This is a genomic window from Petroclostridium sp. X23 (genome assembly GCF_030013905.1).
In the GTDB taxonomy this organism is placed as follows: Bacteria; Bacillota; Clostridia; order SK-Y3; family SK-Y3; genus X23.
In genome coordinates this window covers 2,158,166-2,184,271 of record NZ_CP124862.1, presented here as the reverse complement: position 1 = coordinate 2,184,271, position 26,106 = coordinate 2,158,166, and the positions used below count along the sequence as shown (strand labels likewise).

Below are 26,106 nucleotides of genomic sequence, written 5' to 3'. Positions count from 1 at the left end.
TGAATATTATGTAAATTTTGACACACATATTTAATGAGGATGTAGAATAAGCACGAATGGATTTAACTGCGAAGATGTTGTTTTTCTTGAATATATTAAAAATGTAGTGTACACTATATATCAGTAAATATGGAGGTAGAATCTATGGAAAATATAGAGTGGAAAGAGAAGATAAATCTAACAATGCTTGCAGATTTTTATGAACTTACAATGGCAAACGGATATTTTGAGCATGGTTTTAAAGATAAGATTGCATATTTTGATATGTTTTTCAGAAAAGTTCCTGATAGTGGCGGTTTTGCCATTATGGCAGGAGTAAGACAACTCATTGAGTACATAGAAAGTCTTGAATTTAGTGATGAAGATATTGAATATCTAAAGAATAAGAAAATATTTAGTACACAATTTCTTGAATATCTTAGAAATTTTAAATTTACTTGTGATGTATGGGCTGTTCCGGAAGGCACGCCTATATTTCCTAATGAACCTATTGTAGCGGTTCGAGGACCTATTATTGAAGCTCAATTTATAGAAACAATGGTATTATTGACTATTAATCATCAAAGCTTAATTGCGACAAAAGCCAACAGAATCGTAAGAGCAGCGCAGGGCAGACCGGTATTGGAATTCGGTTCCAGAAGAGCGCAAGGATATAATGCTGCTATTCTGGGTGCCAGAGCTTCTTATATCGGTGGATGCAAAGGGACTGCATGCACTATCGCCGATAGGGATTTTGAAGTGCCGGCTGTAGGCACCATGGCGCATAGCTGGGTACAGTTGTTTTCGTCCGAGCTTGAAGCTTTCAAAGCATATGCAAAGATTTATCCCGGCAACTGTGTGCTGCTGGTAGATACTTACAATGTTTTGAAGTTGGGCATACCTAATGCAATAAAAACCGCTAAAGAAGAATTGGAGCCAAAGGGTTATAGATTAAAAGGAATTAGAATTGATAGCGGTGATATCACCTATTTATCGAAAGAAGCAAGAAAAATGTTGGATGAGGCAGGATTGCACGACTGCAGCATTGTCGCATCCAATGCTTTGGACGAGTATATCATTCGGGATATCCTCATACAAGGGGCTAAAGTTGATATGTTCGGGGTAGGAGAAAGATTGATTACTTCAAAATCCGAACCGGTTTTTGGAGGAGTGTACAAGCTTGTTGCCGTTGAAGAAAATGGTGGAATCATACCTAAAATAAAGTTGAGTGAGAATGTAGAAAAAATCACCAATCCTTCTTTTAAAACTGTTTATAGGTTGTTTAATCGGTATACGGGCAAAGCGATTGCCGATGTCATTGCGCTAGCCGATGAAGTAATAGATGAAAGTAAGCCCTACGAGATATTTGACCCTGAACATACTTGGAAGAGAAAGACAATCTATAATTTTTATGCGAAAGAGCTTCTGGTGCAGATATTCGAAAAAGGGAAATGTATATATAACAGTCCGGATTTGGATGATATCAGAGATTATTGTGATCAACAAATTAGCGCGCTTTGGGAGGAAGTGTTAAGATTTGAAAATCCTCATGAATATTATGTGGATTTATCAAGGCCATTATGGACTGTAAAACAGAAACTTCTTGAAGAACAGGCAGCTAAACTGTTGTAATGGCTTTGTAGGAAGAAAGGTATCTTCCGGATTGCTATTGAGTTGGTTTTAGCACACAGAAGGAATGTGACTGGGGATCGGTCTGCTGCTCCGAATGGTTTTGGAGGGACTGCGGCCATGCCCTTTGTCATATTCCTGAAATATTAAGCATATTTGCGATACTACTACCCGGTTTGTTTATAGCCTTCCGGTTAACTAACTGCAGGAGGCAGGATGCTCCCTGCCTCTTAACAGCAGTTTCCTTTCACATCTTCTTTTTTTACCATATTAATATGCGCTATACCTGCTTCTGTATATATTTTTCCATAGGGGATAAAACCTAACTTTTCATAAAACGCTTGTGCTTGTGTCTGAGCATGAATGTGAACTTCTTGCGCGCCCAAATCAAAAGCTTTTCGTATTAGCATACGAACGACCAAGTCACCAAGTTTTTTTCCTCTATGTTCTTTCAATACCGCAATCCGTCCCAGCAGATATTGTTGGTTGGCAATAACCAGCCGTCCGGTTGCAACAGGAGTATTTTTTTCATATACGACGACATGATGTGCTGTTTTATCCAACTGGTCTATTTCGATGTTCTGAGGAACATGTTGTTCTTTAATAAACACTTCAGTCCTTATGTAATAAGGATGTGATAAATCTTGTTCACCTGTTAGCCATTTTGTTGTAATCATCGTATTTCCCGCCTTTTTATTGTATTTAGGAACAGCAAAATAATAACTTCCGATTTTTCAACGGTTATTTTTGTGTCATGCGTCGTTGTCAACCTTTGCCATACGTCAGTATTGCCAAAGGTCTCCGCCTAGCCTTACGCAAAAATCCCCCGTTGAAAATTTCGGAATTTATTATTTCACTGTTTCTTATAAAAACTTATACATAGTATATACAAAAGTATTGGACATTTCAATATGACGAATCAATCAATCGGAGTAAAACACGTTTATAACAACGGAAGTAATTGCGTAAGCAATTACTACACACCGTTTCAACGAGGCGGGAGATATGCTCGCTGCCTGTTTAATTTATTCGGTGCCCGCCTTCTATAGAGAGGACATCTTTTCGCCTCGTTATAATTTTTGCTGATACAGGAAAACATAATAACAGATAGACTACTTAATAAATTAAAAGGAGAGAAATATATGATATTGGATACACAAACCCATCCATTGGATGAAGCACTGCTTATTCACACTGAGCTAATAGATAACAAAAAATTAACACCTATGGAGAAATTTACTTATATCGTTATTCACCGTTTTACTATAGATAATGCTTTTGAGTTGGACAAAGTCATTGAGCTCACAGGACTTAAAGAGGATGAACTTAACAGGGTGATGCGCAAGCTGGAAGAAGAAGGGCTTATTGAACTTGTTAATGAAAATGGATATGATACGGTAGAGGTCTTACATTAGATTATAATAAGCAAAGCAGCCTCGGATGAACTATTAAATATTAATCCGGGGCTGCTTTACTTATTATAATTTAGAAATTACTTTTAAGTAATCAATCAAGGATATCTATTTTGTGCATACCATAATAATAGGAATAAATATTATAGATATAATGAGAAATAAAAAGAATTAACTCAAAATAATGCAATAATACAAAATAAAATGGTGAAACACATACAATATAAAGATAAATGGCGAATAATGAAACAAGTATGAAGATATCTAACATAATCAATGACTACGCTATATATTGAGCATTTTTTAACGTAGTTCACTTTTTATATGTAATATGTTCCGTGGTATAATGTTTAAATATATAAAAATTAGAATACACAATGACTTCAATAAAAGTTTATTAATTGTAGGTGAATATGCTTTTATTGTGTCGTTTTCACATAAATTCCGTAAGAAGGACAGTCTTAATTTCAACTTCGAATGTGGCGTTTTTACAAATGATGTATATGCTGTAAAAACAATCAAGTGTGCATTTGGGAATGCATGGGATAATAGTTTATCGTTAAATTATGAAGATTTCTAGGGGAGAAATGTATGAGAATAATTATTATCGGTTCAGGAAAAGTAGGGTATAAACTTGCAGAAAGCCTTTCTGAAGAAAACAACAACGTTGTAATTATCGATAAGGACGCTGATGCATTAAAGAAGGCGGAAGAAGAACTAGATGTAATGTGTATTAAAGGCAATGGTGTAAGCACCCATATACTGATGGAAGCAGGGGTGGAAAAAGTAGATTTACTCATTGCAGTGACAAGCAGCGATGAAGTAAATATGCTGTGCTGTTTAACCGGAAAGAAGCTTGGGGCAGGCTTGACAATTGCGAGGATCAGGGACCCGCAGTATGCCCGGGAGTTGTTACTTCTTAAGGAAGAGTTGGGCTTGGACCTTGTCATTAACCCGGAACAAGCTGCTGCGGAAGAAATAGCCCGTATGCTTCATTTTTCTTCAGTAATAAATTTAGAGAGCTTTGCTAAAGGCAGAGTTAGAATGGTGAATATTAAAGTGGAGAGCGGTATGTCCATTGCCGGTCAGAGGTTAAGGGATATCAGAAATAATTATCCTACCTCAATCCTAATAGGAGCGGTAGTGAGAGGCGAGGAAGTTATTGTTCCTGACGGGAATTTTAAACTGATGGAAAATGATCAAGTGTTTGTGATAGGCAAGCCGTCCAGTGTATATCAATTTTGTAAGATATGCGGGAAAAGTCCTGAAAAGATCAAAAATATCATGATTCTAGGAGGAGGCAGAATTACCTATTATCTTACAAACTTGCTGACAGAAATAGGTATGAAGGTAAAGGTCATCGAAATTAATAAGGATAGATGTGTAGAGCTTTCTGATCTTTTGCCTAATACCCTTGTTATTAATGGTGATGGTACCGAAGAACAAGTACTGCTATCCGAGAATTTGAAAAATATGGATGGTTTTGTGGCTATTACCGGAATGGATGAAGAAAATCTTCTGTCATCACTCATAGCAAAGAAAAATGGTGTGAAAAAAGTTATTACAAAAATCAGCAGAACAAATTATATTAATCTGGTCAAAGAAATCGGGCTAGATAGTGTGATCAGTCCGAAACTTATTGTGACCAACCAGATCTTGAAATACATTAGAGGAAGAAACGTAGAATCCCTCTATAGATTTATAGAAGGGCACGCTGAGATTGTGGAGTTTATAGCAAATGAACATGACCATTATATAGGAGTTCCGCTAAAATCTTTGAAACTCCCGAAAGATGTAATTGTTGCAACCATTGTAAGAAAACATGAAGTCGTAATTCCTCATGGTGACGATGTATTAAAGAAAGGCGATAGAGTGATTATTATTACAAAGCATCAGGGAATATCTAACTTGAATGAATTATTTGGTGCATCAAAGGGAGGAATACAAAGTGAACTTCGCAATGGTATTAAAAAGCTTGGGAATATTATTAATCTGTGAAGCTTTTGCAATGTTTCCCTCTTTAATCGTAGCTGCGATATATGAGGATGGTGATGCAGGCGCGTTTGCAACCACTATTCTCATTATTGTTGTAATCGGCGCTATATTGGGAATGCTGATAAAACCAAAATCTAAAAGCATTTACGCCCGGGATGGTTTTGCCATTGTTGCCCTGGGATGGCTTTTGATATCTTTCTTTGGTTCGCTTCCTTTTGTATTTAGCGGTGCGATTCCATCATTGGTAGATAGTTTCTTTGAAACGAGCTCGGGATTTACCACTACCGGTGCCAGTATACTGACTCAAATAGAGGGACTTCCAAGGGGAATTTTATTTTGGAGAAGTTTTACCCACTGGGTAGGGGGAATGGGTGTACTGCTGTTGACTTTGGCGATCCTTCCTACGGTAGGGGCGAATACTTTGCAGATTATGAACGCTGAAAGTCCGGGACCTAACCCGGGTAAACTAGTTCCAAAAGTAGGACAAACTGCCAAAATACTATATAGTATATATGGCGGTATTACTGTTTTAGAAGTTATTTTTCTAGTAGCGGCAGGCATGCCGTTATATGATGCTTTTATCCATACATTCGGTACGGTAGGAACGGGAGGGTTTTCCAACAAGAATGCAAGTATAGGAGCATATAATAATGTTGTATTTGAAGTAATTATTACTGTTTTCATGCTGATGTGCGGTGCGAACTTCGCATTGTATTACAGTGCATTAAAAGGGAACATTAAGAGCTTTTTTAAAGACCAGGAATTCAAGATGTATATAGCTGTTGTTTTAGGCAGCATGATATTGATAACCTTTAATATCAATGGTACCATTTATCAATCAATAGGTGAATCTATACGGCAGGCATCCTTTCAGGTTGCATCCATAGTTACAACAACGGGATATGCTACAGTGGACTTTAATCAATGGCCCACCATGAGTAAAATGATTTTGCTCTTTCTTATGTTTTTCGGTGGCTGTGCAGGTTCCACCGGCGGTTCCATAAAGCAAATAAGGATATTGCTGCTGTTGAAGATTATGAAAAGAGAGTTGATGCAGATTATTCATCCAAGAGCAGTTTATTCTGTTAGAGTGAACGGCAAAAACATTGAAGAAAGCACTTTATCCGAGGTATTGGGGTTCTTCTTCATGTTCATGGTAATATCTGCTGTTGCGGTGATTATCGTATCATTGGATGGAAAGGATATGGTGACTACATTGTCATCTGTAGCTGCGACCATGGGTAATATTGGTCCCGGATTTGAGATGGTAGGAGCAACAGGGAACTACTCGGAGTTTTCCATCTTGAGTAAGCTTGTTTTATCACTTTGCATGATTATCGGAAGATTGGAGATCTATCCTATTCTATTATTGATGGTACCTTCATTCTGGAAAACAAATTAGAAAAAATTTTTATATATATCGCAAGATGTAGGGGCGACCGCTGGTCGTCCTTTTTTTGTTTAGTATAAAAAGCCTACTAAATATATGACTGAGGCAGGATGAAAAATGAATACAGATATACTATACTATATATAAGTGTTATCTGATTTCTTAATAAGTATTACAAAGGAGGAAGTTATCTTATGAAAAAGATATTGGCTACTTTGGTTATCATCATGGCTATGTTAAATCTGTCAACATCTGTAATGGCTGGTACACTGTTTAAAGAAGTAGAAGTAACACTGTCGCCTGCAGATACTGTCATTGAGGTAGGGGAAACGATGGTATTGACAGCCAGTACGCAGAAGAAGGGCTCATCATACTTTGACGGGTGGGAGGGGGCTGTAGAAGGTGATACAATATTAGATAACGCTACAGGGAATTATATATCATCAGCTGTTTTCACGGCAGTTCAGCCCGGTACATACACTATCACATACAGTATTGGAATGGACGCGGGAAATAATACCGATAAGTTTATTGGAACAGCTACGCAGGTAGTTACAGTTGCAGATACAGCACCTGTCATTACCGGCGTTGAAGTAAGGAATTTGACGGTTGATGAAGTGAGAGACGCAAATGATCGGATTATAGGATATAATGTGTTTGGGAAAGCCTATATTTTATGGAGTGATAGCACTGAGGTTGAATATGCTGTGATTTATCTCTATTTTAATGCTGATGAAGTTTCAAAAGACATCGACATCACGGTAGACGCAGATGGTCAGAGCTATACTTATACGGTTACTGTGGTAAGATAATAACCGGAAAGAAGTTTAAAATAAGCGAGGAAATAAAAGAAAAGCACCTGCCGTATATATTTAAGCAGGTGCTTTTAAATGTTGTTGAATAAAAGTATCTACACGGTCCGGATCGATTTTAATAGGGCAGGTGACGGGGAGTGTAGGAATAATATATTTTAAATCTGAGATCACATTGTTTTTCTTTTGTACAAGCTGCTCATAAGTTCGGTAGTCAGTTCCCAGCTTTAGCTCGTGTAACGCTTTTATTTCAATATCACGCTCCCAATTGATCAACTGTTCTTTCACAAATCTATTTTCTATCGTGATATCATAGATTTGTTTATTGATGCGTTTGATATCTTTTTTTAACTTCCGCTGATGAAAATAGAATTTAATAGGGAAAGATAGTTTTTTCATCTCATGGTCGTCTTTGGTAAATTCATACCATGTATTGATTTTACTTGTAATTTCAAGGTTTAATTGCTTGATGGTTTTTATATTTGTCTTGTATTTTTTTAAATCATTTTCAATATCATTTCGGTACTTATTTAAAATACTTTCGTGAAAAGTATCCGATGATTTTTCGATCTGTGTAAATACATAGGTAAGCTGTTCATTGATAGATTTAAGGTCATTCAACAAGTTTAAAGTAAGATCAATTCTTTGGTTTATAGTATTTTCCATACTCTATATCCCCCCGATTTCTTGCCTGAATTTCATTGACAGCCATTTGCCGATATCACTTAATTCTTCCCATGCATAATCTAGGACCTGTAAAGCACTGTTTTTTAAATATTTCTGCATTTTTTCCATATCCAGATGGAGATATTTATATTGAACATCAACTAAATCAAAACCCAAATATTGTACTGCAAGAGCTCTGCCGGTATTTGTAAAAGTTAAAAAGCAGTACGCAGCAACCATCGTGAAAAATATCAATGATTTATGGCGGGCAAAAAATCTCACTGGAGATGAAAGAACATACAGAAAGCGGCTAAAAATAGTTCTAGCGGAATAGGTAAGCCTCATCTTTTTTACATAACTACCATCATAGTAGTTACCATGTTTTTTCTGAATGTCTTTTTTATGTCTATAAGTCGCAAAGCACATTGATGCAATTTTATAGATTTTTTTAGGCAGTTTTATAAATATGGTAGTGTATAGCAGTACCATCAAAGCTATCAGATACTTCAGCATGATGGAAGGCAATTTTATAAGCAGCTGTTTACCGGCCGATAAGAATTCATGGTACCATGCCAGTATCCAATCCTTTGCCGGAAAGCGCACTTGAAAATTAATATCCTGATTTCGGAACATATTATCATTTTCTTGCTGCAGTTCTGAATTGATAAGGGTTTTTGAAAAAGAGAACTTAAACGCATAGGGTGATCCGACGATATGTACGCCGGCAATCTGTTCCAAATTTTCATCACCTGTATATCTATTAAGTAATCTGTGATTTATAAATAGATCAATGTTCCATTTCATGCTTATTGCTTTGATAGTCCATGCAGCCAGCTCTTTATTTTTTGTGTTCTCAAGATGGTCGTCCAGTAACTCTTCCAAGTATTGGATAGCATCTTTGAGTTTTAATTCGTTCATACGCAAAATGGCAAGACGTCTGATGTACTCGTCGGAATTCCCCAGATAGAAACGTAATTCTTCAAGGGTAGTGAGCTTTTTAATTGTTTTTTCTGTTTCTCTTTCAACAAGATACCATTCCGGATACACCATCTACACATCATCCTTATCCTAAAATAGTTTTTCCTAAGCCTATAATAGCATTACAGGATATCAATGTATGTAGATAATTACTACCACGCGTATAGGAGTCAAGAATTATTTGGGATAGGTTTCCGGTTGTAAAGCTAAAAATAGCTTTAGTGCATCAGTTAAATTCATCTGGAGTATATGTAAAAGATTGCCCTCTATGTGTGATGTCCACGACTTTAGAGATATATTCCTTAGATGCGATATCGCGTTTTAGCGCCTCAAACATCGCATAGTTGTTTCCAAAATGCATAGGGAAGACTCTTTGCGCACCTACTGTTGTCATAAAATAATCAAGACCAAGCGTATAAAATTCTTCAAGTCGTGGGTCTACCGGGATAAAAACGATGTCAATATGTTTTCCTTTTAACATATTGATTTGTTTCTTATATGCTGACGCCATATCTTTGTTATACTTTTCGTTCTCACCTTTCCAGTGCCACCAATTCAAGTCGCCCGAATGAAAAATAGTAATACCGTCAATATGGACAAAAAAGGATACCCCAATATCGGTAGAATCAAACACATCGATGCCGATATCATCAACATCATAATGATTACCCGGGCTTACAAAAACAGTATCTCCAGCAGTAGGAGCAGAAATATCCGATGAAAGAATATACTTAATATCTTTGATCTTACTTCTCCAATTCAAAATGATGGGGTTAAAATGATCGGAATGGCTGTGAGAAGAAAAAACCAGTACTTTTTTGTTGGGGATTTCTTCCGGACAAATGACACCGGTATCCATAGTTCTCGGCTGTCGGGCAGGGGTGTCCATATAATAATCAAAAATGATAAAGTACTTTTGTGTTTCAACAGCAAAACCGCTGTTGAAAAGATACCAAATGCGTGCTTCTTTATTCATAAGTATAAATCACCTCTCATATATTGTTATCATTATTCTACCACAAGTATTGGCTAGATTATGGGGAAATATGTTGAATATCGGAATAATTTGATATAAAATATTAATATTAATCAGAAAAAACTTCCAATTTGGCAAAAGATATAGAATAAATGATTAAAAGGAGCATCGTTGATGGGGGCGAAGATTTCTCTTAAATTTAGACCTGTTCATATTGTCTTGTTCATACTAGTTGTCTTTGTTATTCTTTCAAACTTCAATTCCTTTGAAAGTGTGGAAAGCAGGCTGCAAGATCAGATTTTACAGACTAAAGATACTGTTGATTCCAATATTATTATTATCGGCATTGATGATAGGAGTCTTGAAAAGCTCGGACGCTGGCCTTGGTCACGGGATATTCTTGCGAAAATGATCGATAAGCTGACACAGGCTAAAGCAGCGGTGATTGGTATTGATATTATGTTATCTGAAAAAGCTAGAGACCAATACGAAGATGCAGCTTTGGTGGAGGCAGTGAAAAATAGCTGGAATGTAGTGGTTCCGGTGGTAGGAGTATTTAATCAATACACCAGGGCCGGCGAAATGAAAGCGGAAGCGATTCAGGTTCCTTTTGAAGAATTAATGCAGAATGTTGAGACAGGGCATATCAACATAATTGCTGATAAAGATGGCACGGTGAGAAAAACATTAAATTCTTTTACATACAATGATCAAGAAACTAAAAGTTTTGCCATCAAAATATATGAAGCATATATGAAAAGTACTGGAAAAACTGCTCAAACCGGTTCTATTCCTCAGGATGCCTGGAACAGAGCGTATATAGATTTTGCCGGCGGCGCAGGTCACTTTGCATATCTGTCTTTTTATGATGTACTTGAAAAAGAAATATCGCCGGAATACTTTCAAGATGCTATTGTATTAATTGGGCCCCATACGGTAGGGATGAGGGATGCTTATTATACCCCAATGGATCATAATACGCCTATGTATGGTGTTGAGATTCATGCCAATATTATTCAAAATCTTTTAAGAAACAGTTTTAAACAAGAAATACCTTCTATAGCCAACATATTTATTCTTATAGGGGTAGCCTTCATCAGTTTATGGTTTTTTGGAAGGTTAAGCCCTTTCAAATCGGTATTTATTTTAATTTCTATTATAACCGTCCATATTATCGCTTCGCGGCTGATTTACAGTAAAGGTTATATCGTTCAATTGTTTTATCCCATGTTATTGACTGCGGTAACCTATTTAACCCTTTTGGCTTATCGATATATCGAAGAGCTTTTTGAACGTAAAAGAGTCACTGATGTTTTCGGAAGATATGTCGCTCCACAAGTGGTAAGCCAAATCCTTCAGAATGGGGAAGAAGGATTGAAACTTGGAGGAACACGCAGGGAAATCACTTGTTTGTTTGTTGACATCCGGGGATTTACCCCGCTTTCCGAAAAAGCGCAGCCCGAAGAAGTGGTCAATATATTAAACGACTATTTGGATTTATGTGCCCAATCCATCTTTAGATATGGTGGTACATTGGACAAGTTCATCGGCGATGCGACCATGGCTATTTTTAATGCACCTTTGAACTTGGAAGACCATGCGTTTAAAGCAGTACAGACTGCTTGGGCAATGAAACAAGGGTCGGAAAAGCTGCGGGAAGCATTAATTAAAAAATTCGGACGGGGTGTACAGTTCGGAATCGGTATTAATACCGGACTTGCTGTAGTAGGGAATATAGGGACAAGCTTCAGGATGGACTACACCGCCATCGGGGATACGGTCAACACCTCGGCGCGCTTAGAAAGCAATGCGAAGCCGGGGCAGATCCTTCTGAGCCAATCAACATATGAACTTGTCAAGGATAGAGTGCTGGCAACGGCGCTGGGAGAAATAAAAGTGAAAGGAAAAGAGCAAGGAATACAGATCTATCAATTGGAAGGAGTGCGGTAATATAATGAAAAGAGCAAAAAAGCTAGGATGTATGATGCTGATATGTACACTGTTTTTTACCATGATGATGCCATATCAGGTTTTTGCAGCAGACAATTCAAAAGCTGCAAGTATCGTAGATATGGAGGGGAAGGTTCAGATACTGAAGGCAGGAGGAGAAAAAGCCTTTTCTGCTTTTAAAGGAATGAACCTGACCCAGGGAGATAGAATTATAACCGGCAAGGATGCCTGGGTAAAGCTGGATATTGATCAGAATAAAGAGATGAAACTGGCGGAAAATACCGATATGACCATGAGTGAATTATTGGGTTCGGTAAATGCCAAGAATGATCAAACATTTCTCAACCTTTTGGTAGGGAAGGCATGGATCTTTATCAAAGAAAAACTGAATGTCAATGCAAAATTTGAAATAAAGACGCCTACCACCGTAATGGGTGTAAGAGGAACCCAGTTCTTCGTACAGGAACAGGATGGACAGACCTATGTAACGGTTGTAGAAGGTACTGTTGCAGCAAGTACATATGCGGTAGTGGAAAATCCGGACGGAACTATACAGCTGAAGCCGGTGGAAGTGACGCTTAACCACAATCAGCAAGTTGCATTTGATGCAGGGGTAAGAAGCGGTGAGGCGCCACAGGTACAAGAAGCGCAATTGGAGAACATGGACCGTTTCATGTTGGAAGCCATTCGGGATAGTGTACCAGGGTTAGCGCCGGGAACAGTGGAACGTATGGATAGACTTATAGAACAAAGAAGAGCTGAAGAAGTTCAGCAGCAACAGCAGCCTCAACAGGACGAAATTGTACAGAATAGTATTATCTGGTCTCTCGATACTACAACTACATCTTCCGGTATGTCTTCCGGAGGAAACGGTGAATCTTCTCCAGTAGTGGTACCCGTACCCAAGATCAGTACGGTAAACGCGGTTAACGGAACAATCAGTGTTGTATTCGATAGGAATCTATCCAGTGCGCCGCAAAAGGACGATTTTGAAGTTAAGCAAAATGTTTACGAAGCTGATGCTGTCTTAATGGATATTACCCAGGTGCAATGGGATAACGGCAGCAATGTTACTTTGAAGGTAGGGCCTTTACAGCCGGGTGCATATGAACAGGAATTTTATTATAGTGTTCAATATAAGGAGGATGCGGCTGTAAACTCTAAATACATTATAGTACCTTATATTGTCTCGGGTGAGGTTTCGGTGGTTGGAACTGGATTGTATTATGCAAATGAGGATATTCAATTAGCAATAAAAAATGTCGCAACTAATGACGGACAGCCGTTGAATCATGATGACACTTTTAATGACAGTTCATTTAATATTAAAATAACAAGCAATCTTGAAGCCAGCGATGTTTTTAATGATTATGTACCGTTTGGAACGGACGGATATGTAGCAGCTTCCAGTCAACCTAATATTTGCTTGACTGAGGTGGGACGACACAACTTGTCGGTGTATATCAATGATACATTTATTGATAGTTTGGAAATAATAGTTGATGATTCACAGACAATGCAGGGCTTAATTGGCTTAAGTGTTAAAGAAAACGAAGATGGCAGCGGGACAGAGCTAATTGGAAGTACTTTTTTTGATCCAAATACTTTTAGCTACACAGTAGATGTTCCGTATACTGTAACGCATGTTAAGGTCATTCCCACAATTGCGGGAGGGGTAACCGCGGCAGTTACTGACAAAAATCATGAAACGTGTACAGATGGAGTAGTATCCCTGAAGGGGAGGACGAATATCGTCTTTATTGTTGTAACCCAAGAGGGCCGGCAAGATATTACTTATACAGTATTTGTAAATCGTGCAAGCTTGCCTATGGAAGTTATATCTCCTACAGGGACCATTATGCAGGCAAGCCCATTTGAACTGGAACTGGGTGTACAGCAAGAGTATGATCCTAATACTAGGTATTATGCAACAGTAACCAGTGATGATATCACTGAAGGTGAAATAATAAACCCGGTTGGAGAAGGCGCTTTATTTTATGGTTATGTTCAGCCTAATAGTGTAACTTCGTCTGAGGAAGTATATAAGAGTAAAATAATCATAAGTGACCTTGTTCTTATTCGCCCTGGAAGCCAGAAGCTAACGGTAAAAATACATATCAGTGATATTTCTGAAGCAGCATTCGAAGGCAGTGTAGATGTGACAGTCATTGAAGACACCTCTTTACCGCTTACGAATGCGCCTGTAGATTCGGAAATTTGGGCATGGAATACAGACGATCCAAATGGAACAGATATTATTGAAATTATAGGATTGCCATCTAAAGGTACTGCAAGGGTTTATGCTTCTGATACGGGTGCAGACCTATTAGATGCTTCTAAGGCTGTTTATGACAGTACAGATGGATATATTGCAGTACTGGAACTGGGTGAAAATGCGATAGAAACTGTAAATGGAAGTGTTTGGGTTACTTATACCGAACCATCAGGTTATAAAGAGAGCAGCCGTGTTGAAAAGAAACTGAAATCCAATATATATGGAAATGTTGGAGTATATGATACAGCGCAGGGACATATCTCTGTGGAAGGAGTAAGGGTTGTATTAAAAGATTATGCGGGAAATGAAGTCACACATACGCTAACCGAAAGTAACGGCGATTTCTTAATTCAAGATGTTTTGATAGGTAAATATATAATTGAGTTCAGTAAGGAAGGATACAAGCCGGGTACGTATGAATATTACAACTTGGGGTCTTATAGTACTCCTATAATTATGCTTATAGAGTATGATACGGGGTTTTGAAGAAATATGCGAACCGACTGAAAATGTGACAGTAGAGCATATAAAATCACTATATATGGAGGGATTGTGTTGTTGAAGAGTAAATATACATTTGTCGTAGTAGTCTTGATACTAGGCTTGATCACTTCGGCTTATCCGGCTTTTGCCGGACAGATAGCAGTTGAAAGTTTTGCCGGTTCAGGAGGAAGAGGATATCAGGATGGAAGCAGGCTTAAAGCAAATTTCTCCATTCCATATGGAATAACACCGGATAAGCAGGGGAATCTGTTGGCTGCAGATTCCTACAATCACTGCATCAGAAAAATAGTAGGGGGCCAAGCGACAACCGTAGCAGGATTCTTTGACATTAAAGATGCATTTGGTCTTCCGGTAGGGGCATTGGTGGACGGGGATGCGTTAAAAGCCCGGTTTAACAGGCCGAGAGATATCGCCGTGGATTCAAAAGGCGATATCTATGTTGCAGATACCCTTAATCATGTCATAAGAAAGATATTCGGCGGCAAGGTCTATACTTTTGCCGGAACAGGAGAGAGCGGATATCAGGATGGGAAGGGTGATAAAGCAAAGTTCAATCATCCTTCTGGATTAGCCATTGACGGCGAGGACAATCTGTATGTTACCGATACCCTCAATCATGTAATCAGAATGGTTACCCCAAAAGGAGAAGTGACCACCTTTGCGGGTAAACATTCCACACAGGGAGGATATCAAGATGGCGATATGAAAACAGCGCTGTTTAACGAACCGGCTGACCTTGACATGGATAAGGACGGTGCGTTGTATATCGTGGACAGCGGGAATCAATTGATTAGAAAAGCGTATGAAGGAAAAGTCACTACCTTTGCGGGTTCGAGAGGAGCATTGATGGAAGGCACCGATTATGCTCAGGGAGGATTCAGTGACGGTTATGCTGCAAGTTTCAATTTTCCTAAAGGTATAGATGTCACCGAAGATGGAGCAATTTTAGTTGCCGACACATGGAATCATGCTGTACGAAGAATTGAGAAAGACGGAAAAGTGGTTACTGTTGTGGGGACAGGTAAGCCGGGGAATACAAATGGTGTGCTTTCGGATGCCGCACTCAATGGACCGGTGGACGTATTATATTATTCCGGAAATCTTTATATCTCCGATATGTGGAATAACAGTATTAAAGTCATGCCCTATGATATACAGCAGAATACACAATCTATTGACATTGAACAGATGGTGCAATCCATTAACTATCAACCTGTATCCGATGAGATTCAGATATGGGTGAATGGGAAACAAGTTGAGTTCCCCGACGTCAAACCGTATATAAAAGACGGGAAGACATTTATGCCGCTACGCTTTATTGTTGAAGCTTGCGGAGCACAAGTAAAATGGCACGATACTACCCAGCAGGTACAGTTGATTGAAAAAGATTTCAGTACTTTTGCCACTTTGAATGATGATACGCTAAAGCTGGAGAACGGACGTACTATGGTACATGTAAGATACCTTGCCGATTCTCTTGGATATAAAATAAAATGGGTGCCGGAGCATTCTGCGGTAGTGATTTCTACAAAATAGATAGGAAATAGAGGGGATCTTGTGATATATATTGTTTTAATCGCAGCGGCAGTATGCTGTACCGCCGCTGCTGCCATCATTACCGACAAGAATAAAAAGATCAGAAAGATGGTAAAGCAGCTTGAGATTGGAAAGAAGATTACGTCAAATATAAAATTTAAATCACTGCTCAAAGAAATCATGGAAACGGTCAAAGCCGAGACCAATGCCGAGGCATGTTCACTTTATCTTATAGATGAAGAAAAGCAGGAACTTTGGTTTGAAATCGCCTTGGGTGAAAAGGGAGATAAGGTGAAAGAAATCCGTTTAAAAATAGGGGAAGGGATTGCCGGATGGGTTGCAAAAGAAGGGGTTACTTTAAATATCAAAGACGTTAATGAAGATGCACGGTTCAAACGGGATATTGGGAAGAAGATCGATTTCAAGCAGAAGGCCATGTTAACAATGCCTGTTAAATTTAAAGATAAAACGATAGGTGTTTTACAGATCATCAACAAGAAGGGCGGCAGTATCTTTAACCATTATGATGAAGAGCTGCTGGAAGGGATATCGAGCCAGATAGCTATCGCGCTTGAAAACGCAATATTATACAAAGAGCTGCATGATCTTTTAGTAGATGCCATCAGTTCCCTTGCCAGTGCCATAGATGCCAAGGACCCATACACCAAAGGGCATTCTCAGAGGGTCACAGAATATTCGCTTGAGATTGGACGTGAATTGGGTATGAGTGACAGTGAGCTGGAAAGATTGGAATACATGGGACTATTGCATGACGTAGGAAAAATTGGTATAAAAGATGCAATATTGAATAAGCAGGCACCATTAGATGATGAAGAGTTTGCGATGATGAAGACCCATACCTTAATGGGTGAAAAGATTCTGGGTTCTGTGAAATCCTTAAAGGATATTATCCATGGCGCCAAATATCATCATGAGAAATATGATGGAACAGGGTATTGCGCAGGCCTAAAGGGCGATGAAATTCCTCTTGAAGCAAGAATTATCGCTGTTGCCGACACATATGATGCAATGACTACTACAAGACCTTACAGAAAAGGGCTTCCACATGAGGTGGCTGTTGAGGAAATCAACCGCTTTGCAGGAAGGCAGTTTGACCCGGCAGTAGTGGAACATTTTAATAATGCAATGAAGAAAAGAGTGGAGGCTAACAGTGGTGTATAGTGTTTTTTTTCTTATATTCCTGTTGGCACATCTTATGGGAGATTTTGTTTTTCAGACAAATGGTATCGCAAAAGCCAAGATGTCGGGGTTGAAAGGATTGTTTGTTCATAGCGGCATTGTTTGTATCACACAGCTAGTATTTTTAAGTGTTTACGGAATAAAAGGGATTGTAGCGGCAGTCATTAATGGTATGATACATTTTGTATTGGACTGGTCTAAAAATAAGACAAGCCGATATTTTGGCAGGGCGCAAACTTTTCAGTTTGTAGCCGACCAGTTGATTCATATTGTGGTGATGTATGTCCTGACAGTAATAATGGCGGGAGATGGAGAATTTGTTGACCAATACGTTGTTTATATTAAAGGGGGTATTGCATTCATTACCCTTACATACGTTTCAACGGTAGGTACCAAACAATTGCTGAGAGATATTTATAAACACATAAACTGTCAGGCATTTTTTTTGAAGTATGAAAGGCTGACAGATGCTTGTACAGCGATTGCTTTGTGGATGGCATGTTTTCTGCCCATGTACTGGGGTGTTGCGGCAGGAATAATCCAATTTTGTGGGTATTATTGGTATCAGCGTCAGGTTTACCGCTATGGAATAAGGGAAAGTTTAATAAAATATTTTATATATGCTTTCACCGCTTTCTTGTTGCATCATTTATTGTAGATTTAAGAAATTACAAGATAATAATACCTGATTAAAGGAAAAATGGTGGGCTTTTCTTTAATCATTCTTAAGCCGGGTTTACATGTACCAAAACATCTTTAGCATGTTTGAAGACCTTCACTTTTTCTTTGATTTGAGCAGCGATGCTGTGTCCTTCACGCACGGTCATATCTCCTGATACCGAAACTTTCACAATAATTATATATCTTAATCCGATAGGTTTCGCAGCAACATCATCTACGTGGTCCACGCCATTAATAGATTGGATTGCGCTAATAATATCAGATTTCAGTTTTTCATCGATATTGGTGTCCATTAAGACATAGTAAGAACTGCTGAAAATGCGAAATCCTGTGTAGGCAATCCATAAAGAAATACCGATCCCTACCATCCCATCCAGCCAGAAGATTCCTTGGCTTCCCAAGATAATTCCCAACAATGTGGATGAGGTGACAAAAACGTCGTTGCGGTGGTCTTCGGAATTTGCGAGTATAAGCAGATTATCTTCACGGCGGCCTGCGTTTCTGGTATAAATGTATAAAACAAGTTTTAAAGCAATTGTAAATATAGCGATTCCTGCCAGCCACCAGGAAAAGGTAAATTGTTCACGCTGGATAAGAGCATCTAATGAACTTCGGAGTATTTTATATGCCACAAGCAACAGTGAAAAACTGATAATCATAGAAAATATATATTCCGCTTTTTCATGTCCATAGGGGTGATTCTCATCTTCCGGCTGACTTGCAATTTTATTGCCGGCATAGGTCATAGCGGATGCGAAAACATCACCGGCGCTATTGAAGCCATCGGCAATCATTGCTTGACTTCTGCTCACAAACCCAATGATCAGTTTTATAATCAGCAGCACAACATTCGCTATAATGCCTAGTATGGCAACCCTTCGAGTTAATTGATAACGATCCATTTTCATCACCTTTTATTATAAAGATACTCAATACTATTTATCATTCTCCGATTATAGTAAAATCATAAGAAAGATATATGAGTTATGTATAATTAGCAACTTTTTCCGATAAATACAACTCTTATTATAGTATGTGATAGGATCGAATGCAATAGTAGAAACCGCATCTTCTTAATATTTAGGGAGGATGCGGCCCGATATAAATTTACAGAATGCTGCGATAAAAATCTTTCAATTTTGAATATTGCAAACGTGGACTAATGCATTGTATCAGTAATATCGATATGTTTCTACCGGTTTGATAACACCGCACGCGAGACGTTTACCTGCGTCCCCGGCAGGTTGGGTGCGGTAGTCGTCAGGATTCTGATGAATAATAATGGATTTTCCGATGGCATCTTGCGGTTTAAATGCATTAGTATAAAAGCACATTTTGGCATAGCCATTGTTTGAAAAAAGCACTGGAAAATCACCGGCATGATTGCCATGAGGTTGGTTAGTGGGATTCCAGTGGTCTCCGGCTGCTTTAAAAGGCTCAGTGGGGTCACCTACTTCGCAGTTGCCATATTCATGTACATGAAAACCATGAGGGCCGATCGGGTCTTTTTCACCTTCACCCGGTTGATAAGGCGGAAGACCGAATACTTCCGCAGTGACTTTTGTACCTCCCGGCGCTTCTTCAAATTTTACCGTACCTCGGAGATCAGGAGCCAGCGGACCCCCTTTTACGTAGGCAATTGCTTTCATATCATGGTCCGGCTCCGGCATTGGATAACTATATTGGTTTCCCAAAGCGGGATAAGTAGATTGTCCCCAATACGGGGATATCATTCTATAATTATACATATTCATAAATCATAACTCCTCTAACTATTTATAATATTAATCTATGATGATTATGTAAATTTTGTTCCAATAGGCATTTAATTTGCTGCAATCCGGCGTTTAAATACAGGACACTTTCGGCTTTAATTCGGATATCTATGTTGGTAAATATTAAAAAATAGCAATTTTTCGAAAGTTATTATTGTATGATTGTGATATAATTGGCTTTGTATTTGTAATAATATACCATACAGTGGAAGGTGAAATGATGGATAAATATACTCATTTCATGAATCAAATTCCAGAAAAGATAAAGCAGGAGGTTGAAATGCATATATGCAGCGACATAGTGCTCTTCAAGCCTCAAGCCTTTATTACAGGGACGACTATGCATGCTGTTGATTTCCACATTATTATTCCGACCACCCCCCCTCCGGATACATATATAAATGATAGACTTCGGAGCTTTGACCATGGAAAAATCGTTGCTATTAATCCCGGTGATACCGTGCTTTGCACCAAGGAACATGCTACAAAACAATATCTCTCGCTGTTGATAAAGCCTGAGCTGGTCAATAAAATAGCGGAGGAGATGGGATTTTCGGAAGGGATTAGATTCTTAAAATTGCAAAATCCGTATTCAAGGGAATTAATGCAGGCGATCAACAATTTTGATAAAGAGACTAAACGTCCGGATAAATTCAAATTAATGCAGGACTGTCTTGGCGTGCAGATCGTTGCTTTGCTTTTAAGAGAATTAAAGACAAATTTGAGACAATATCCTGCAAATTCTCCCGATGGGAATACCTATATTGCTCTTGCAATTGAATATATACATGCGTTTTTCAGCTCTAATATCTCTATTGAAGATATTTGCCGAGAGATAAATGTATCTTCATTTCACTTCATTAGGACATTTAAGAAAGAAATCGGCATTTCTCCCCACCGTTACTTGCTCAATTTGCGTATCAAAAAAGCTGAAGAACTTATACGTATGGGGCAATATTCAATAGCAGAGGTAGCGATGATGTGTGGTTTTGTGAGTTTATCCCACTTTTCGAGCACATTTAAGGGCATCACAGGACTTTCACCCCGCGAATTTCGCAGGCAGAAGCATACATTGCCCAATAGCGTCATGATGTCAAAAGAGTTACAGAACTCTTTTAATAAATATAACATTAGGAGGTAATTGACATGAAACAAAAGATTTTTGCGTTCATCCTTGCATTGACGCTTATCGTAAGTTCGCTGCCATTTACGGTTTTTGCAGCGGGGTATACGCCCCCGGACAGTTATGGTGCGCCGAAAAATGTCGGTGTTATTTTTAATGGAGATGAGCTTGATGTTGATGAAAGCGGCAGGTGGAGTTTTGACATCGGGTTCGGTGCATCGGATGAAACCCGTTTGCTTGCACAGGCTGAGGAAGACGGCCGGTTTGAAGAGGCAGGTTTTAACAGTTTGGGGATCAGTATACAGGGAGATTACAAGCTGGACAACGGAAAGTGGAGGTCGGAGTTGCCCGGATATGAGGACTGGGTAAGCACAGCATATGCAGGGTTTGATGCTGAAACCGGTTATTGGGTTGGGAGCTGGCATGCTGATGAATATAATTTTGAGGAGATTATACCTGACGGCATACTGCCGGGGGGGAAGTCCTATTTTGACAGCCATACAATGCATTTTCGTGTTCGATTCTATGTAGGATTTTATAATTCGGAAACCGGAACAGAATACGAATATTACTCTCCATGGTCAGAATCAGTATCCTATACCAGCAATCAAAAACTTGAAGATCCTGCAGCATTGATTAATCACGCGCCGAAGCTTTTAACGGTTGAGCTCAAGCAGAAGGATGATGGGCAGCCTTATTTGGACTTTACAGCAGATAAGGCACACGATGATATACAGAAGCTTAACAATAATTCTAACCAAAGAGTATTCACCAATGTTTGGATGAAGGTGAATGGCGGGGAGTGGAGAGATGCCGGTGAATTTATGTGGATGAAAGAGCAGTTTACTGTGGATGCGGATGATTATTTTGGTAATATTGAAAATTATGATGCAGCAACTTACGAGGTTAAGTTCCGGTATACGCTGAATTGTTCATATTATCCTGCTTCGGGAAAATCTGAAACGGTTTACTCACCGTTTTCAAATGTCATTAGCCATGGGATGCCTGCTTATGAGGGTGCGTCCGCTTGGGCAAAGACGGAGCTTGACAAGGCGGCAGGATATGGATTTATCACAGATAAAATAAAGGGAAATATGTCGGGAAAGATTACGCGTGAAGAATTTGCAGAAATTGCTGTAAAACTGTATGAAAAATATACCGGCAAAACAGCCGTAACAGGAAATACGAGTTTTGCTGATACCACAAATCCGGAAATATTAAAGGCTGCAAATTTAGGGCTTGTGGCTGGAGTGGGGAACAATAAATATGCTCCTAACGACTTGGTGACAAGAGAACAAATGGCGACAATATTACTCCGGGCATTAAAAGTCATTAATCCGACTGCTGATTTTTCAAATGAAGGTGCAGCAAAATTCGCTGATGACGATAAGGTGGAATCATGGGCACGGGATGGAGTCTATTACTGCGCCAAAGCAAAGATTGTGACCGGTGTTGGAGACAATATGTTCGATCCGGATGGAAATGCGACCCGTGAAGCAGCTGTAATCGTATGTACAAGGGCATATGAGTATTATAAAAGTTAAGCCAAGCGAGGATATAACTAGTAATATACCAATAAGAACCTGCAATGAAGCAGGTTCTTATCATGTCTCTGTCTAATAGAGATAGTGAGCTTTAGAAAATTAGATATGATAATTATTAGCACTCTATGGCAATGAGTGCTAATTTTTTCTTGACAAGTCTTTTTTTAAAGGTGTAAAATATTACTTGCAAATAAGTATTAAGAAACCAAAGAGGAGGGATTGCGATGATTCATGAAAGCGGAAATATTGCGGTACATACGGAGAATATGTTCCCTATCATTAAAAAATGGCTATATTCCGATAAAGATATTTTTATTCGTGAACTGGTTTCAAATGGCTGCGATGCAATCAACAAGCTGAAAAAATTGGTTTCAATTGGTGATGCAAGCGTGCCGGATGACACGAAGTATACTGTGAAAGTAATATTTGATAAAGAGAAAAAAACGCTTCAGTTTGTGGATAACGGAATAGGTATGACTGCAGAAGAAGTTAAAAAGTATATCAATCAGGTTGCCTTTTCCGGCGCAGAAGATTTTCTGGCAAAATATAAGGATAAAACCGATGAGGGAAGTCAAATTATAGGGCACTTCGGGCTCGGTTTTTATTCTGCTTTTATGGTGGCTAACCGCGTTCAAATCGACACATTATCTTACCAGCCGGGAGCAGAAAATGTAAAGTGGACATGTTCCGGGGGGATGGAGTACGAGCTGGATGTTTCGGACCGCAGTGAAAGAGGCACCACCATCACATTGTTTATTGCTGAAGATAGTGAAGAATTTTTGGATGAATTCAAACTTAGAGAAATATTGGTGAAATACTGTTCTTTTCTACCTATAGAAATCTACCTGGAAAATGCGAAACCGGAGAAAAAGGATGATGATGACAAGGAAGCGTCGGAAGAACCGAAGCCTATTAACGAGACACATCCTTTATGGTTAAAAAAGCCTATGGATTGTACTGATGAGGAATATAAGAAATTTTACAGCCAGGTATTCCATGACTTTAATGAACCTTTGTTTTGGATTCATTTGAATGTGGATTATCCTTTTAATCTAAAGGGGATTTTATATTTTCCAAAGCTGAAACACGAATTTGAAAGCATGGAAGGTCAAATCAAGCTGTTCAGCAATCAGGTATTTGTAGCAGATAACATTAAAGAGATTATACCGGAATTTTTAATGCTGTTAAAAGGTGTGGTTGATTGCCCCGATTTGCCATTGAATGTGTCCCGTAGTTTTCTTCAAAATGACGGATACGTGCAAAAAGTTTCGGCTCATATTACTAAAAAAGTGGCGGATAAGCTTTCCGGGTTGTTTAATGCTGAAAGGGAAAATTATAATAAATATTGGGATGATATACATCCGTTTATCAAATATGGATGTATCCGCGACAACAAATTCTATGAAAAAGTTAAAGACATTATCATTTATAAGACCATTAACGGTGAATATGTGACTTTAAAGCAGTATTTGGATAAAAATGAGTCCAAGCATAAGAATAAAGTATTCTACGTCACAAACGAGAAACAGCAAGCCCAATATATAAACCTGTTTAAAGAGCAGGGATTGGAGGCGGTGTTGCTGCCTTCTACCATAGATTCACACTTTGTTCAATTCCTCGAAATGAAAGAAAACGAGGTAAAGTTCAATCGAATTGATTCGGATATTTCTGAGAGTTTGAAAAACGACGACAATAGTGATGAACAGGCTGAAGACAAAGGTATCAATGAAAGCCTTGAAAAAGTGTTTAAAGAAGCGCTTAAAAACGATAAACTGAAAATTCAAGTTGAAGGTCTGAAGGCTTCAGGTATGTCCGGGATGATCTTACTTTCGGAACAATCAAGAAGAATGCAGGAAATGAGCACCATGTTTGGCGGTATGGATATGAGTGCTATGTTCCCTGAAGAACAAACACTGGTTTTAAATAAAAACAATGAGTTAATTAGAAAAGTCATTGAATTAAAGGAGAAACCGGATAAAAAGGAAGATGTTCAGGTGATATGTGAGCAAGTTTATGACTTGGCGATGATGAGTCATAAGCAGCTTGATTCTGAAGCGATGACGAAATTTATTGAAAGAAGTAACAAAATATTGACAAAACTGGCAGAAGTGTGATGTTAAATGCTAAAGCGAAGCCTTGAGGCTTCGCTTTATTGATGTACTGGGCTGACTATACATATTGCGCAGCAATATGTATGATTAAACGCTACAATGAGATCAATCAATTTCAGGTGCACTTGCAGTAGCAGTGTCGCAGTAATTATGATTGTAGCCATTGTAGAACAGTAGAAGGAATAGTATTATAAAGAATAATATCTCTCCTTCACCGTTAAAAAAATCTCCGAATAATCCCATATTCTCAACTCCTAAAGTGATGTTTTAATGATTACTTATTACAGCATCCATAGCTGTAGAACAAGCACAAGAAAATGAGAATAAAGAATAATATTTCAGAATTATCACCAAAGAAACTTCCGCATCCGTCTGCCATCGTGTCGTCCTCCTTTACATTAAAGATTTTTTATTGCTTACAGTAGCATAATATGATTATCATATGCAAAACGTTACAAAGGACAAAGATGGATTTGAAAGACTTGAACTATGGATATGGCGTGAGCGTAATATTCAAAAAAGACAGTGAGTATTATAACTGAATGTAGGGGCAGGCCTTGTGTCTGCCTGCATAACAGTGCTAAGGAACAGTAAAATAATAACTTCCGATTTTTCAACGGTTATTTTTGTGTCATGCGTCGTTGTCAACCTTTGCCATACGTCAGTATTGCCAAAGGTCTCCGCCTAGCCTGACGCAAAAATCCCTCGCTGAAAATTTCGGAATTTATTATTTTACTGTTCCTAAAATGTTTTACGGGCAGACACAAGGCCTGCCCGTAAATACGATCAAGAAAAACTCTGTTTAAAATAATTATGCTTAATGAAAACACTGAGACAACGCCAGATTGTTTGAATCATAAATATCTTTATAGGAATCATCAGAAGATTGGCCGGAAGACGTTGAAGCAATATTACTTGGAAAGGTGCGCCTGTAATCATATGCAACCATAACGGCGTTAAACCTATATCGATAAATACAGTAATAATCAAAACGGCGGTTAAAGTTCTAAATAAGTTTTTAGGCTTTTGATACAATAATATACCGAAAATCATTCCTCTCAAAAAAGCATTTGCTGTGAAACCGGGAAAGAACATACTTGCCTTTGAAGCAATGATTAGTCCAAGTACATCGGATAAAGCAGCTGTGATCCCTCCAACAATAGGTCCAAACAGGATAGATGCCAACGCGACAGGTAAAAAGCCGAAACCTATTCTAAGCATAGGCGTTTCGATAGATACAAACCGGGTAAGGAGAATTTCAAAAGCGATGAACATTCCCATAAAAACGATTGTTCTTGTATCGAAAACCGGCAGGAAACGGTTCTTGGTTTGATTAATACCGTTTGAGATTTGTGATGTTTTCATAGAAGTACCTCCTCTCTTTAAATAAAATGGCATGAAAACCACATAAAGAGAAAAGACCCTTTTTGTGGCAGCGGAATGCGGTAGATGTATCGCAAATCTTAGGGATTTTTCGTCTAGTGGCAACTTCCCGTCCATCTAGCACTTGACGCACATGTACCTACTCTGCCATTCATACTATTTTTAACATCTACCATTATACATAACG

At 38.6% G+C, this 26,106-nt stretch carries 21 protein-coding genes and 1 riboswitch; of the genes, 13 read left to right on the top strand and 8 right to left on the bottom strand.

The genetic code is table 11. From position 1 onward, the window contains the following. Positions 1 to 144 precede the first annotated feature (144 nt). Positions 145 to 1,611, top strand: coding sequence for a nicotinate phosphoribosyltransferase (locus tag QKW49_RS10405; protein WP_282867474.1), 1,467 nt, complete (start codon positions 145 to 147; stop codon positions 1,609 to 1,611). A 227-nt stretch (positions 1,612 to 1,838) separates the two neighbouring features. Here QKW49_RS10405 and QKW49_RS10400 read toward each other — a convergent pair whose 3' ends face one another. Continuing rightward, complete coding sequence (locus tag QKW49_RS10400; protein ID WP_282867473.1) at positions 1,839 to 2,285, bottom strand: GNAT family N-acetyltransferase; 447 nt, start codon at positions 2,283 to 2,285, stop codon at positions 1,839 to 1,841. 465 nt (positions 2,286 to 2,750) lie between these two features. Here QKW49_RS10400 and QKW49_RS10395 point away from each other — a divergent pair, with 465 nt between their 5' ends. The 4 genes from QKW49_RS10395 to QKW49_RS10380 all read left to right on the top strand — a co-directional run bounded on the left by QKW49_RS10395 (position 2,751) and on the right by QKW49_RS10380 (position 7,217). After that, complete coding sequence (locus tag QKW49_RS10395; protein ID WP_282867472.1) at positions 2,751 to 3,023, top strand: hypothetical protein; 273 nt, start codon at positions 2,751 to 2,753, stop codon at positions 3,021 to 3,023. A 588-nt stretch (positions 3,024 to 3,611) separates the two neighbouring features. Continuing rightward, complete coding sequence (gene trkA / locus QKW49_RS10390; protein ID WP_282867471.1) at positions 3,612 to 5,018, top strand: Trk system potassium transporter TrkA; 1,407 nt, start codon at positions 3,612 to 3,614, stop codon at positions 5,016 to 5,018. Then, positions 4,969 to 6,417: a potassium transporter TrkG gene (locus tag QKW49_RS10385; RefSeq protein ID WP_282867470.1), complete on the top strand. Its 1,449-nt coding sequence runs from the start codon at positions 4,969 to 4,971 to the stop codon at positions 6,415 to 6,417. The genes trkA and QKW49_RS10385 overlap by 50 nt, the downstream gene beginning before the upstream one ends. Positions 6,418 to 6,599: 182 nt before the next feature. Further along, positions 6,600 to 7,217 (top strand): hypothetical protein, encoded by a 618-nt coding sequence (locus QKW49_RS10380; RefSeq protein ID WP_282867469.1) that lies wholly within the window; start codon positions 6,600 to 6,602, stop codon positions 7,215 to 7,217. Positions 7,218 to 7,277: 60 nt separating this feature from the next. Here QKW49_RS10380 and QKW49_RS10375 read toward each other — a convergent pair whose 3' ends face one another. The 3 genes from QKW49_RS10375 to QKW49_RS10365 form a co-directional block, all read right to left on the bottom strand. Beyond that, complete coding sequence (locus QKW49_RS10375; RefSeq protein ID WP_282867468.1) at positions 7,278 to 7,883, bottom strand: hypothetical protein; 606 nt, start codon at positions 7,881 to 7,883, stop codon at positions 7,278 to 7,280. A 3-nt stretch (positions 7,884 to 7,886) separates the two neighbouring features. Further along, positions 7,887 to 8,933, bottom strand: coding sequence for a HEAT repeat domain-containing protein (locus tag QKW49_RS10370; RefSeq protein WP_282867467.1), 1,047 nt, complete (start codon positions 8,931 to 8,933; stop codon positions 7,887 to 7,889). Positions 8,934 to 9,087: 154 nt separating this feature from the next. After that, on the bottom strand, positions 9,088 to 9,837 hold the full coding sequence (locus tag QKW49_RS10365; RefSeq protein ID WP_282867466.1) for an MBL fold metallo-hydrolase: 750 nt from the start codon (positions 9,835 to 9,837) through the stop codon (positions 9,088 to 9,090). Between the two features lie 174 nt (positions 9,838 to 10,011). Here QKW49_RS10365 and QKW49_RS10360 point away from each other — a divergent pair, with 174 nt between their 5' ends. From QKW49_RS10360 to QKW49_RS10340, 5 genes are all read left to right on the top strand, one after another. Further along, positions 10,012 to 11,787, top strand: a complete 1,776-nt coding sequence (locus QKW49_RS10360) for an adenylate/guanylate cyclase domain-containing protein (protein ID WP_282867465.1) — start codon at positions 10,012 to 10,014, stop codon at positions 11,785 to 11,787. A gap of 4 nt (positions 11,788 to 11,791) precedes the next feature. Continuing rightward, positions 11,792 to 14,548, top strand: a complete 2,757-nt coding sequence (locus tag QKW49_RS10355; RefSeq protein ID WP_282867464.1) for a FecR domain-containing protein — start codon at positions 11,792 to 11,794, stop codon at positions 14,546 to 14,548. A gap of 69 nt (positions 14,549 to 14,617) precedes the next feature. Next, positions 14,618 to 16,102, top strand: coding sequence for a stalk domain-containing protein (locus QKW49_RS10350; RefSeq protein WP_282867463.1), 1,485 nt, complete (start codon positions 14,618 to 14,620; stop codon positions 16,100 to 16,102). Positions 16,103 to 16,123: 21 nt separating this feature from the next. Next, positions 16,124 to 17,284, top strand: coding sequence for an HD domain-containing phosphohydrolase (locus QKW49_RS10345; protein ID WP_282867462.1), 1,161 nt, complete (start codon positions 16,124 to 16,126; stop codon positions 17,282 to 17,284). Next, positions 17,277 to 17,960 (top strand): DUF3307 domain-containing protein, encoded by a 684-nt coding sequence (locus QKW49_RS10340; RefSeq protein WP_282867461.1) that lies wholly within the window; start codon positions 17,277 to 17,279, stop codon positions 17,958 to 17,960. The genes QKW49_RS10345 and QKW49_RS10340 overlap by 8 nt, the downstream gene beginning before the upstream one ends. A gap of 67 nt (positions 17,961 to 18,027) precedes the next feature. Here the strand turns inward: QKW49_RS10340 and QKW49_RS10335 are convergent, their stop codons facing one another. Together QKW49_RS10335 and QKW49_RS10330 are read right to left on the bottom strand one after the other, a co-directional pair. After that, entirely contained in the window at positions 18,028 to 18,885 is an 858-nt protein-coding gene (locus QKW49_RS10335) for a cation diffusion facilitator family transporter (protein ID WP_282867460.1), read from the bottom strand. Between the two features lie 270 nt (positions 18,886 to 19,155). Then, positions 19,156 to 19,653, bottom strand: a complete 498-nt coding sequence (locus QKW49_RS10330) for a superoxide dismutase family protein (protein ID WP_282868110.1) — start codon at positions 19,651 to 19,653, stop codon at positions 19,156 to 19,158. Between the two features lie 322 nt (positions 19,654 to 19,975). Here QKW49_RS10330 and QKW49_RS10325 point away from each other — a divergent pair, with 322 nt between their 5' ends. From QKW49_RS10325 to htpG, 3 genes are all read left to right on the top strand, one after another. Then, entirely contained in the window at positions 19,976 to 20,899 is a 924-nt protein-coding gene (locus QKW49_RS10325; RefSeq protein WP_282867459.1) for an AraC family transcriptional regulator, read from the top strand. Between the two features lie 5 nt (positions 20,900 to 20,904). Then, positions 20,905 to 22,425, top strand: coding sequence for an S-layer homology domain-containing protein (locus tag QKW49_RS10320; protein WP_282867458.1), 1,521 nt, complete (start codon positions 20,905 to 20,907; stop codon positions 22,423 to 22,425). Between the two features lie 224 nt (positions 22,426 to 22,649). Next, complete coding sequence (gene htpG / locus QKW49_RS10315; protein ID WP_282867457.1) at positions 22,650 to 24,539, top strand: molecular chaperone HtpG; 1,890 nt, start codon at positions 22,650 to 22,652, stop codon at positions 24,537 to 24,539. Between the two features lie 102 nt (positions 24,540 to 24,641). Here htpG and QKW49_RS10310 read toward each other — a convergent pair whose 3' ends face one another. Next, complete coding sequence (locus QKW49_RS10310) at positions 24,642 to 24,779, bottom strand: hypothetical protein (protein WP_282867456.1); 138 nt, start codon at positions 24,777 to 24,779, stop codon at positions 24,642 to 24,644. Between the two features lie 543 nt (positions 24,780 to 25,322). Then, positions 25,323 to 25,901, bottom strand: coding sequence for a folate family ECF transporter S component (locus QKW49_RS10305; protein ID WP_282867455.1), 579 nt, complete (start codon positions 25,899 to 25,901; stop codon positions 25,323 to 25,325). Positions 25,902 to 25,967: 66 nt separating this feature from the next. Next, positions 25,968 to 26,068: riboswitch (THF riboswitch) on the bottom strand. Positions 26,069 to 26,106: the final 38 nt, after the last annotated feature.